Source organism: Cellulomonas sp. HZM (genome assembly GCF_000708885.1).
Lineage (GTDB): Bacteria > Actinomycetota > Actinomycetes > Actinomycetales > Cellulomonadaceae > Cellulomonas.
This window is the reverse complement of the sequence record NZ_JEOE01000005.1, coordinates 91,568-103,602: the sequence shown is the minus strand read 5'-3', so window position 1 is coordinate 103,602 and position 12,035 is coordinate 91,568. Positions and strand designations below refer to the sequence as shown.

The 12,035-nt window shown below is 72.3% G+C and carries 4 protein-coding genes; 2 read left to right on the top strand and 2 right to left on the bottom strand.

Annotated elements, in window-relative coordinates; translation table 11 throughout:
• Positions 1 to 4 precede the first annotated feature (4 nt).
• Positions 5 to 439, top strand: coding sequence for a DUF6314 family protein (locus tag AW16_RS16870; RefSeq protein WP_051681675.1), 435 nt, complete (start codon positions 5 to 7; stop codon positions 437 to 439).
• Positions 440 to 680: 241 nt separating this feature from the next.
• The gene (locus AW16_RS0105000) at positions 681 to 2,969 is read left to right on the top strand and encodes a glycoside hydrolase family 3 N-terminal domain-containing protein (RefSeq protein ID WP_029288629.1); all 2,289 of its coding nucleotides are present in this window, start codon (positions 681 to 683) and stop codon (positions 2,967 to 2,969) included.
• 21 nt (positions 2,970 to 2,990) lie between these two features.
• Here the strand turns inward: AW16_RS0105000 and AW16_RS0104995 are convergent, their stop codons facing one another.
• A complete protein-coding gene (locus tag AW16_RS0104995; RefSeq protein WP_029288627.1) occupies positions 2,991 to 3,284 on the bottom strand; it encodes a DUF4287 domain-containing protein in 294 nt (97 codons plus the stop codon).
• Positions 3,285 to 3,310: 26 nt separating this feature from the next.
• The gene (locus AW16_RS0104990; protein ID WP_029288625.1) at positions 3,311 to 12,007 is read right to left on the bottom strand and encodes a DUF11 domain-containing protein; all 8,697 of its coding nucleotides are present in this window, start codon (positions 12,005 to 12,007) and stop codon (positions 3,311 to 3,313) included.
• Positions 12,008 to 12,035: the final 28 nt, after the last annotated feature.

Here is a 12,035-nt window from a genome sequence, read left to right as displayed (position 1 = left end):
GCTCGTGCCACGATCGGTCGATGGACTGGACGGACTCGTCGGCACGTGGGACGTGCGGCGCCTCGTGCTCGACTCGCTGGCCGGCACGCGCGGGGAGTTCGTCGGGACCGCGACGTTCGCGGCCGACGACGGCGGCGTGGTCCAGACCGAGGCCGGTGAGCTCACGTACGGGGACCACCGCGGGCCTGCCGAGCGGCACCTGCTGTGGGGGCCGGGCAGCGCCGACGGCGTCCAGGTGCGGTTCGCCGACGGCCGCCCGTTCTACGTCTACCGCCCGGTGGCCGGCGAGTGGACCGCGGTGCACCCCTGCGGCGCCGACGAGTACGTGGTGACGGGCCGCTGGCTCGGCCCGCACGCCTTCGACGAGGAGTGGTCGGTCACCGGCCCGACGAAGAGCTACCGCCTCCTCTCGTCGTACCGCCGCCACCCGTCCCCCTGACAGGACCGCTAGCGAGTGCGCCAGTTTCGGACGAGCGCGCGCGTCTGGACTTCGTCTCTCGTCCGAAACTGGCGCACTCGCAGGCGAACACCCCCGCATCGAGGCCGATCGGCGCCGGCCGCGCGCCGCGCGGCACTCGACGGGAGGCTGACAGGTGAGTAATACTTACCGTTCGGTCAGCCGCTTCGGCGGGCCGCCCTGCTGTGCGTCGTCGGCCCCGGCGCAGACCGGAAGGATCGCCGTGAGCACGCCCACGCTGCCCTATCAGGACGCCTCGTTGCCCGTGCGCGAGCGCGTCGCCGACCTGCTCGCGCGCATGACGCTGCCCGAGAAGGTCGGGCAGATGCTGCAGCTCAACGCCAAGGACGGCGTGCGCAGCGCGATCGAGGACAAGCACGCGGGCTCGATCCTGCACGCGTCGCCCGAGCGCGTGCTCGAGGCCGCCGAGCTCACCGAGCGGACGCGCCTGCGCATCCCGCTGCTCGTCGCCGAGGACTGCATCCACGGCCACTCCTTCTGGGAGGGCGCGACGATCTTCCCGACCCAGCTCGGCATGGCCGCCACCTGGGACGCGGACCTGCTCGAGCGCGCGGCCCGCGTGACGGCCGTCGAGGTCGCCGCGACCGGCATCCACTGGACGTTCTCCCCCGTGCTCTGCATCACGCGGGACCTGCGCTGGGGCCGCGTGAGCGAGACGTTCGGCGAGGACCCGTTCCTCATCGGCGAGCTCGCGTCCGCGATGGTCCGCGGCTACCAGGGCGACGGGCTCGACGACCCCACCGCGATCCTCGCGACCGCCAAGCACTTCGCCGGCTACTCCGAGACGCAGGGCGGGCGCGACGCGTCCGAGGCGGACATCAGCCGCCGCAAGCTGCGCTCCTGGTTCCTGCCGCCGTTCGAGCGCGTGGCGAAGGAGGGCTGCCGCACGTTCATGCTGGGCTACCAGTCGATGGACGGCGTGCCGATCACGGTGAACAGCTGGCTGCTCAACGACGTGCTGCGCGGCGAGTGGGGCTACACCGGCACGCTCATCACCGACTGGGACAACGTCGGCCGCATGGTGTGGGAGCAGCACATCGCGGCGGACTACACCGAGGCCTCGGCGCGCGCGCTCAACGCGGGCAACGACATGGTCATGGTCACGCCCAAGTTCTTCGAGGGCGCACAGGACGCGATCGCGCGCGGCCTCGTGGAGGAGTCCGCGCTCGACGCGGCCGTCGCCCGCATCCTCACGCTCAAGTTCGAGCTCGGCCTGTTCGAGGACCCGCGCCACCCCGACGCCGCGCGCCAGGCCGAGGTCATCCAGCACCCCGACCACGCCGCGCTCAACCTCGAGGTCGCGCGCCGCTCGCTCGTGCTGCTCACCAACGACGGCACGCTGCCGCTCGAGGGCGGGTTCACCGCGGACGACGAGGGCCGCGCGCTCGCCACCGGCACCGCCCGCCGCATCGCGGTGGTCGGACCCAACGCCGACGACCAGCACGCGCAGCTCGGCGACTGGGCCGGTGCGTCGGGCCAGACCGACTGGCTGCCCGACGGCCACCCGCGCGAGCTCACGCAGACCGTCCTCGACGGCTTCCGCGACCACGCGCCCGCCGACTGGACGATCACGTACGCGCAGGGCGCCGAGATCCTGTCCGTCGGCCCCGACCCGGAGGGCGCGTTCTTCCCCGACGGCCAGCCCCGCCCGCCCGTGGTGGTCCCCGCCGAGCCCGACGAGGCGCTCGTCTCGCAGGCCGTCGCGGCCGCGCGCGAGGCGGACTACGTCGTCGCGGTGGTCGGCGACCGCATCGAGCTCATCGGCGAGGGCCGCTCGACCGCGACGCTCGACCTCATCGGCGGCCAGGTGGCGCTGCTCGACGCGCTCGCCGCGACGGGCACGCCGATGGTCGTCGTCGTGATCAGCTCCAAGCCGCTCGTGCTGCCGCCCTCGGCGCACTCGGCGGCCGCGATCATCCACGCCGCCAACCCCGGCATGCGCGGCGGCCGCGCGATCGCGGAGCTCACGCTCGGCCTGATCGAGCCGACCGGCCGCCTCCCGCTGAGCTACGCGCGCCACGTGGGCCAGCAGCCGACGTTCTACAACCAGATCCCCGGGCAGCACGGTCAGCGCTACGCCGACCTCACGCAGAGCCCGGCGTTCGCGTTCGGCGAGGGACTGTCCTACACGACGGTCGAGTACTCGGACCTGCGGGTCGAGAACCCGTCGGTCGGCGTCGACGACACCGTGCGCGCGGCCGTCACGCTGCGGAACACGGGCGACCGTCCTGCGCTCGAGACGGTGCAGGTGTACGTGCACGACGTCGTCTCGAGCGTGACGTGGGCGGTCAAGGAGCTCAAGGCCTTCCGGCAGGTGCGCGTCGAGCCCGGCGAGTCCGTGGTCGTCGACCTCGAGCTCGCCGTCGCGGACTGCACGCTCGTCGACCCCGAGGGCAACCGCGTGGTCGAGGCCGGCACGTTCGAGCTGCTCGTCGGCCCGTCGTCGCGTGACGAGGTGCTGCTGAGCGCGGAGTTCGACGTCAAGGTCTGACGCGCCGCGGTTCCAGGCAGCTCACGACGACGGCTTCGTCGCCTTCCCGTCGAGCCACAGCTCGGTCGACTCGTCGCTGTGCGTCCCGCCCGAGCCGACGTGCTTGTCACCGATCGTCGGCCCGTTGCGGATCACGTGCACGAGCGCCATCGCGTGCCCGCGACCCAGCCCGTAGTCGTCCTTGAGCCAGTCGACGATCGTCCCCGCCTTCACGTCGGGAGCGTCGAAGCCCTTCGCCTTCGCCTCCTCCACGAGCGAGCGCGGGGTGCGGCCGGTCTTGCCCTCGATCGCGTCGAGGTACGCCTGGAACGACATGCTCTGTCTCCTCTCGCTCCGGCAGCTCAGCCGTGCCGGCGTCGCAGGCCCAACGCGAGACCGCCCGCGGCGAGCAGCAGCACCGCGAGCATCGCGACGGGCCACGACTCGGCGCCCGTGGTCGCGATCGTGCCGGGGTTCGTCGGGCTCGGCGTCGGTGTGGGCGTGGGGGTCGGCGTCGGGGTCACCGGCACGCCGGCCGTCGCGGTGTCGCTCACCGCGTCGCACACCGGGCAGGCGCCGCTCGCGGTCGCGGTGTTGACCACGTCGGTGCCCTCGTCGGCCGTCAGGTGCCCGGTCACGGTGATGTCCGGCGCGTGCTTGCCGTCCTTCACCTCGCCCGGGTAGCTGCACGTGACCTGCTTCGAGGACTGCGTGCAGGTCCAGCCCTCGCCGCTCGCGTCGGTGAACCTCAGGCCCAGCGGCGCCGGGTCGCTGACCTGCACGGGCAGCGTCGTCGCGTTCGGGCCCTGGTTGGTCACCCTGATCCGGTAGGTGACGTCACGGCCGTCCTGGTGCGTGACCGACTTGTCGATCGCGAGCGCCGAGACCGGCGTCACGGGCGCGGTGTCCGTCGCGGTGTTGTTGCCCGGGTCGGTGTCCTCCGACGGCGTCGTGACCGTCGCTGCGTTCACCACGGACGGGTACGCGTTCGCGAGCACGTTCACGACGATCGAGACGTGCGCCTTCTCGTCGACCTTCAGCGCCGGGACCGTGCAGGTCACGTCCTGCCCGTCGACGGTGCAGGTCACGCCGTCGTCGGAGCTGGAGGAGACGTACGTGGTGCCGGTGGGGAGCCGGTCGGTGATCGTCGCGGGCGTGTCGTCGGGCGTCGGGCCGTCGTTCGTGACGACGAGGTCCCATGTTCCCGTGCCGCCGACGACGAAGTCCGCGTCGTGCGTCTTGGTGATCGTGAGATCCACCTGCGGCGGGACGGGGACGGTGTCGAACGCGTCGTTGTCCGCGAGCGCCGTCTCGGGCGTCGTGGTCGCCGCGTGCACCGAGTTGGTCACCGACGGGAACGCCCCCGGGTCCACCGTCACGACGAGCGAGACCGGCGCGGCGGTATCGCCCGGCGCGAGCGGGGCGTCCAGCCCGCAGTGCACCGTGCCGTCGTCGAGCGCGCACACCCAGCCGTCACCGGTCGCGTCGACGTACGTGACCCCCGCGGGCAGCGCGTCGTCGAGCGTCACGCCGGCGGCGTCCGACGGGCCCGCGTTCGTCACCGTGAGGGTCCACGTGAGCGGGTCGCCCACGCGGGCCGGGGCGTCGTGCGACTTCGTCACCGACAGGTCCGCGATGCGGTCGACGGGGAACACGTCGTCGTCGGTGTTGTTGTCCTCGTCCGTGTCGGTGGTGGCCGACGAGACCGTCGCGGTGTTCGTGATCTCGTCGCGCTGCTCGTCCGCCGCGAGCGCCACCGTGATCTTCAGGCCCGGGGCATGCGCACCGTCTGCGAGCGTGTCCACGTCGGTGAGCACGCACGTGACGCTCTCGCCGTCGGCCGCAGGGGTGCAGGTCCAGGGGCCGGCCGACGAGACGTACGTCGTGCCCGTGGGCAGCGTGTCGACGACCGTGATCGGGCCGACCGCAGCGGACGGTCCGTCGTTGCGGACCGCGATGTCGAACGTCGCGTCCCGGCCGGCGATCGCCGGCTCGTCGTCCGCGTCGTGCGACTTCACGAGCACCAGGTCGGCGTGCGCGACGACGTCGACGTCTGCCGTGCCGGTGTTGTCGTCGGGGTCGTCGCCCGGCGATGACGTCGACACCGTCGCGGTGTTGGTCAGCGTCGTGCCGTCGGGCACCGTGCTGCCGACGAGGGCGGTCACCGTGATCGTGCTCGTCGTGGTCCCGCCGACGGTCGCCGCGAGCGTGTCACGCGTGCACACGACCTGCGCGGCGGTGACGTCGCAGTCCCAGCCCGCGCCCGTGGCGTCGGTCGCCGTCAGGCCCGACGGGAGGTCGTCGACCACGCGCACCGCATCCGCGTCCGACGGCCCCTCGTTGCCGACCGTGAGCGTGAACGTCGTCGACGTCCCTGCCACGACCGGGCCCGTCGCGTCCGCGACCTTCCTCAGCGTGACGTTCGCGTCGTCGCCGATCGTGACGGTGTCCGTGGACGCGTTGTTGGTCAGCTTCGGGTCCGCGAGCGGGCCGTCGACCGACGCGATGTTGACGATCGTCCCCGGGCCGGCGTCCGGGTGGACGCGCACGTGCAGGGTGATGTCGGGCGCGTCGGCACCCGAACCCAGCGCGGTGGTCCGTTCGCAGGTCACGAGCGTGCGACCGCCCGCCCCGTCCTCCGTGGTGCACGTCCAGCCGGTCCCGGACGCGGTGAGCACGTCGACCGAGGCAGGCACGGAGTCCGTCACGGTGATGGTCCCCGGCGACACCGACGGGCCGTGGTTCGTGACGGCGAGCGTCCAGTCGAACGTCGAGCCCGCGGTCGCGTCACCCGTGTGGGACTTCACGATCCCGAGGTCCGCCTCCGAGGAGAACGCGGTGTCGTCGTCGTCGGTGTTGTTCGAGAGCACCGGGTCGGCCGTCGGCGAGCTCACGGTCGCCTCGTTGTGGAACGAGCCGGTCCCGGCGTCGTCGGCCACGAGGACCGTGATCGCCACGGTGGCCGTGTCGTCGAACGCCAGGGCACCGCTCATCGTGCACGTGACCTGCGTGTCGCCTGACGTCGCGGAGCAGGTCCAGGTGCCCTCGCGCGAGGTCGAGCCCTGGAACGTCAGGCCGTCGGGAAGGGCGTCCGTGATCGTCACGGGAGCGGCCGCGTCGGACGGGCCGATGTTGTGCACCGTGAGCACGTACGTTCCGGTCGCGCCGGCGACGAACGCACCCTCGTGCGACTTCTCGAGCTGGAGGTCCGCCGACGTGCCGACCGTGACCTGGTCGGTCCCCGTGTTGTTGGTCGTCACCGGGTCCGGCGTGGTGCCCGCGACCGTCGCCGAGTTGGCCAGGGTGCCCGTGCGCGAGGGCGCGACGTCCACCGTGAGCGCGATCTGCGGGGCCGAGGCACCCGACGCGACGAGCGTGTCACGCGTGCAGGTGACGAGCTGTCCGGAGGCCGAGCAGTCCCAGCCCGCGCCGCTGCCCGAGACGAACGTGGTGCCGCTCGCGAGCGTGTCCGTCACGGTGATGTCCGGCTGCGAGTCGGACGGGCCGAGGTTCGCGACGTCGATCGTCCACGTGAACGGCTGCCCGGCGACCGCGGTGCCCGTGTGGCCCTTCGTCAGGCGCAGGTCGGCCGCGGCCGTCACCGTGGCGGTGTCGGTCGTGGAGTTGTTCGACGGGACCGGGTCGTACGTGCGGCCGGACACCGACGCACCGTTGGTGAACGTCGTGCCCGCGAGAGTCTCGGCGGGGACGCTCGTCGTCACCGTGATGAGCGGCAGGGTCGCTCCGCCGGCGAGCGTCGTCGTGGTCGTGCCGCGCGTGCAGGTCACGGTCGTCGGGGTCGCGCCCCCGCTCGGCGTGCAGGTCCACCCGGGGCCCGTCGCCGAGACGTAGCCGAGGCCCGTCGGGAGCGCGTCCGTCACCGTGAAGGGGCCGACGGCCGTGTCGGCACCGTTGTTCTTCACGGTGACCGTCCACGTCGCGTCGCGGCCCGCGACCACCGGCGTGGAGTGCGTCTTGGTCACGACGAGATCTGCCGCGTCCACGTGCGTCGAGGCGGTGGATGCGGGCCCGACGTACGAACCCGTCTTGTTCCCCGTGGCCGTCGTCGCGTCCTCGCCGTAGGCCTGCGCGGTGTTGGTGTGCGGGACGGCGCTGCCGACGCCCGGGGCGGTCACCACGGACGCCGTCGGCCTCGCCTGGTACCGGATGCTCGCCGCGACCCCGCCGTCGAGCCCGCCGAGGTCCGTCCACGTCAGGTTGCGCCCGTCGACCTCCGGCTCCGCCGGGACCGGCGACCCGCTCGCGAGCGTGACCGTCGCCGAGCCCGCGACGTACTCCCAGCCCGGCGGGAGCAGGTCGGTCGCACCGACGGCGTAGGCGCGCGCGTTGCCGTCGTTGGTCACCTGGATGTTCCACGTGAACGGCTCACCGATGTACGCGGGGCTCGTCGACACGGTGGACTTCGTCGTCGTCAGGTGCGGGAAGTGCGGGCTCACGTCGGCGGTGTCCGACGGCCCGGCGTACGTGCGGCCGGCGTCGAGGAGCGACCGGTACGACGAGATCGTCGCGGTGTTGGTCAGGCGCGCCGTCGTGATCTCCGCAGAGGGTGCGAGCCTGGCCTCGTAGCTCAGGTCGGTGAACTGACCGGGCTGGATGCCGTCGCCGTCACGGTCGAGGGTCCACGTGATCGTCCCGCCGCCGAGCACCGGGTCGGCGCCGGTCAGCGCACCCGGCTCGGAGATCGTCGTCGGGTCGACGACCACGCCCGCCGGGACGACGTCCTTGACCACGGTCGAGTACGCCGTGCTCACGTCGCTGCCCGTCGCGTTCGTGACCCGGATGCGGTATGCGAAGACGTCGGCCGGGGCCGGGGTGGTGCTCACGACCGTCTTGTCGACGGTCAGGCTGGGCTCGAGCACGCGCACGGTGGCCGACGCGGAGCCACCCGTCGTGTCGCGTGCGGCCGTCACGGACGTCGGCGCGCCGTGGTCCGACGTGTCCCACCTCGACGTCGCGGTGTTCGTCAGAAGCGACCCAGCGACCGGCGTGGTGTCGGCGACGGCACCCGAGAGCTCGAGCGTGATGCCGCGCTGCGCCGGGTCACCCGCCGAACCTGCGAAGTACAGGCCGATGAGCGTGTTCGTGCCCTGCTGCACCGGAGCCAGGAAGTGGATCCCCGGGGCGCACGTCGTGACGGGCGTCGTGAGGATCTCGCAGGTGAAGTCGTCGAGCGTGACCGACGAGGCGTCGAAGCCCGACGGCAGCGAGTCGATCATCGTCGGGTAGTAGAACGCCGTGTTCGCCGGCAGCAGCATCGTGAGGGTCCACGAGACGCGCTGGCCGATCGTCGCGGTCGACGGGTCCACGGTCTTCGTGACCAGGGCGCCGATGATGCGGACGTCAGAGGTCGCCGTCGACGTGTACTGCCGGGCGCCGTTCGTCGCCGAGCCGCCCGGCACCGACCAGCCCTGCGCGCTCGCGTGGTTGGTGTAGACCGAGCCGCCGACCGCGGACGTCGGCGTGGTCGCCGTGTACGTCAGCGTCACCGGCGTGCCGGCGACGACCGTGCCGACGGACCACGTGAGCCGGGTCTCGCCCGTGGCGCACGGCGCCGTCGTCGTCTCGACGGTCGCCGTGCCGGGGTTGGTCACGACGAGGCCCGCCGGGACGCAGTCCTGCACCGTGGTCTCGTGCAGCGGCGTGCGGTTGGTGGCCGTCCCGTTGGCGTTCTCGTTCGCCACCCGCAGCGTGTAGACGACGGGTGTGCCGCCCGGCACCGGGACGACGGCCGACGAGAACTTCGTCAGCACCAGGTTCGGCTGCCGCAGCGTCACGTTGACGGTCGCGCTCGCCGGCGGCCGCGCGGAGCCGCCGACCGAGTCGAGGCTCACGAACGTCGCGGTGTTGGTCCGTACCTGGTTGTTCGCGGTGGTGCTGAGCGCCGCGCCCGTGACCGTCGTGCGCACGGTCACCGCGAACAGCTGGTCGGTGCCCGTGCTGTTCGAGTACGTGTAGCCCGGCCCGACGTCGCTGAGGCTCAGCGTGCCGGTCGCGGGGTCGAGGGTGACGCCGGCGGGAGCGGGCGCGGTCGTCGCGGGAGCCGAGGCGTCGGGCGAGAAGGCCAGCGTGGCGCTGCCCGGCACGAGCGTCAGGCCCGTGGGCAGCGTGTCCGACAGCACCCCGGAGTACGCCGACGTGTGCTTCGGGATCGTCACCGAGTACGTGTACGTGACGATCTCGCCGACGGTCGCCTGCGAGGTCAGGTTGTTGTTGTTCTCGTCGATCGACGTCGTCGCCGTCTTCGCCACGGTCGCGCTCGGCACGACCACCGACGAGGGGTCGCTCGCCGCGGGCGCGTCCTGCTGCGTGACGGGGATCGTCGTGTCGACGTTGTCCTTCGGGTAGAACGTCGCCGCGTCGCCCGAGTTGGTCACGGCCTGGTAGCTGTGCACGTAGGCGGTGTTGCGCAGCGTGGTGCCGAGGCTGCTCGGCGTGCGGACGGTCGCGGTGTAGAGGACCGACACGGAGCCGCCGGGAGCGATCCCTGCCGTGCCGACGTTCGCCGCGGTGACGGCGGGGAACGTCACCCGCAGCAGGCTGGCGAGCGTCGAGCCCGCGAACGTCGGGTGCCCCGGGTCGCCGGGGTCGGTGCAGGTCACCGTGACGCCCGCGACCGAGGGCAACGTGTGCACCGACGCCAGGTCGATGTCCGTGCAGTCGATCTGCTGCGGCAGCACGTCCCACACGTCGGACGCACCGATCGCGTAGTCCGTCTGCGTCGCCGCGGTCCCCTTGTTGGTGAGGTCGACGCGGAACGTGACCTTGGAGCCCTCGTGGACCGGGACGCCGTCGACGTCGCTGTTCAGCCCGTTCGGGCCGGTGGCGGGGTCGTCGACGGACTCGACGCCCTTCACGACGCCCAACGGCGCCACGGGGACCACCGTCAGCTCGAGCTGGTCGCGGAACGACTCCGTCTGGCCCGCCGTGTTCGCGACCACCAGCTTCATGAGGTTGCTGCGCTGCAGCGGCGAGGAGCCGGTCGGCGTCTGCGACAGCCTCGCCTGGAAGACCGCGGCGAACACCGCGTTCGGCGGCACGTAGCGGCCGCCCGCCTCGGGGGTGCCGATGGTGAACCGGACCGTCGAGGAGCCGGACGTCACGGTGAACGGCGCGGCGACGGCGGTGCTCGCCTGCTGAGCGGTGCCCGCCACGTACGTGAAGCCCGGCGGCAGGTAGTCCGTCACGAGCGGGTTGCGGGTCTGGGTGCGCTCGGGGAAGTTCGCGACGAGCGCGAAGCAGATCGTGTCCCCGCGCATCAGGGAGATCTCGTCGGCGGAGAAGTCGCCCGGCTCCCCGTACTCGCTCAGGTCCGTCGGGCACGCGGTGCCGCCGGACAACGACCTGGGGGCGATGAGCTTGTCGATCGTCAGGCTGCCCGAGCCCTGCGTGGCGCTCGAGCTGTCGAGCACCCCCTGCGTCCCGGTCTCACCCGTGCCCGCGATCGGGGTGGTGGTCCCGGCCGCGTCGACGTTGTTGGTGAACGAGTCGCCGGTCGCCGTGGGGTCACCGCTGCCGATGTACGTCGGCAGCATCGTGCCGTAGTAGGTGATCGTGGTCGTGCCGCTCGGGTCGAGCACGAGCGGGTCGAGCACGACCGTGAACGTGCCGTCCGGGTTCTGCGTGACGGAGTCGAACGTCGCGTTCTGCGGAGCCGTCGCGTCCGACCCCGCGCAGTTCGGGATCGACGCGCTCGTGTAGTTGGTGCCGTCCGGTCCGAGGGGGCAGACGCCGTCCGGGACGGTGTCCGTGAGCACGACGTCCGACGCGGACGTGTACTCGCTGGTCGAGACCTTGACGGTGTACGTGACACGCCCGTTGACCGTGAAGTCGTCAGGAGAGACCCCCTTCTGGATCGCGAGGTCCTCCAGGGTGACCGTGGTGCTGTCGCTCGACCCGGCGCGCGCGACGGAGCCCGGCGCGAGGGGCCCGGTGTACGTGCCGTCGATGCGCGCGACGTTGGTCGCAGACTGCTCCGTCAGCGTCTCGCGGGTCGAGGGGCCGGTGTTGTTGTCGAGGTTGGCGATCTGCTCGTCGTCGGCGGGAGCCGGTGCTGCCCACGCCACGTTCGCGCGCAGCGGCACGCCCGCGGCGTACCGGATGGTCACGTCGGCGTTCGCGGGGAGGTCGCCCAGGTCCCACTCGACGCGCGTGTAGGTGCCCGGGGGGTACGTCGTCGAGCCGGTCGGCGCCGGGTTCACGACCGTCGACACCGCATCCGGCTGGCGGCAGCCCGCCGGCGTGGGCGTCGCCGTGAGCGACGGAGCGCCCACGTACTCGGGTGCCGACGAGTTGTCGACGCCGCCGCAGCCCAGGAACTCGAGCGCGGCCGGGAGGTAGTCGACGAGCACGACGTCGTCGCTGCCGGCGAGGCGCGTCGTGCGGGCATGCAGCGTGAACACGGTCGGGTGGTCGTGGACGCCGCGCAGCAGCTCGCCCTCCGGGCTGGGCTCCGACTTCTCGACCGAGACGCCGCTCATCGTCGTCGCGGTGGTGCCGGTGCTCGTCTGCTGCACCGCGGCGTCGGGCACGAAGACGCCGGAGTCGTCGAACGCGGGGACCGTGAACGGGTCGTTCGAGGCGTACGCCGAGGCGGTGTCGGTGACGGTGGACCCGACGGGGAACACCGCCGGGTCCGGCTGCACGGAGTAGTGGATCGCGATGGACCCGTCGACCGAGAGGTCGCTGACGTTCGACCACACGAGGGTCTGGGCGCCCGTCACGGCGTCGGTGTGCACGGTCGGTTCGCCGGCGCTCGCGGGCGTCGTCGGACCCACGTACGTCAGCCCCGGAGCGAGCTGGTCGCGGAACGAGACGTTGTACTCGTCCACGGCGTCCGCGTTGCTCGACGGGTTGCGCGCCGTGAGGGTGTAGGCGATCGGCGCTCCCGCGAGCGACTCCCCGTCCGCGCTCTTGGTCGCCGTGATGCCGGGCGCCGCGACCGCGGCGTCGAGCGGTCCGAGCAGGACGGCGACGAGGGCCGTCGTCGCGGCCACCGCGACGGCGCGGGTGATGGTCCAGGACCTGCGGTGACGGAGCACCTCCGCATTGTGCCGGGCAACTGTCCAG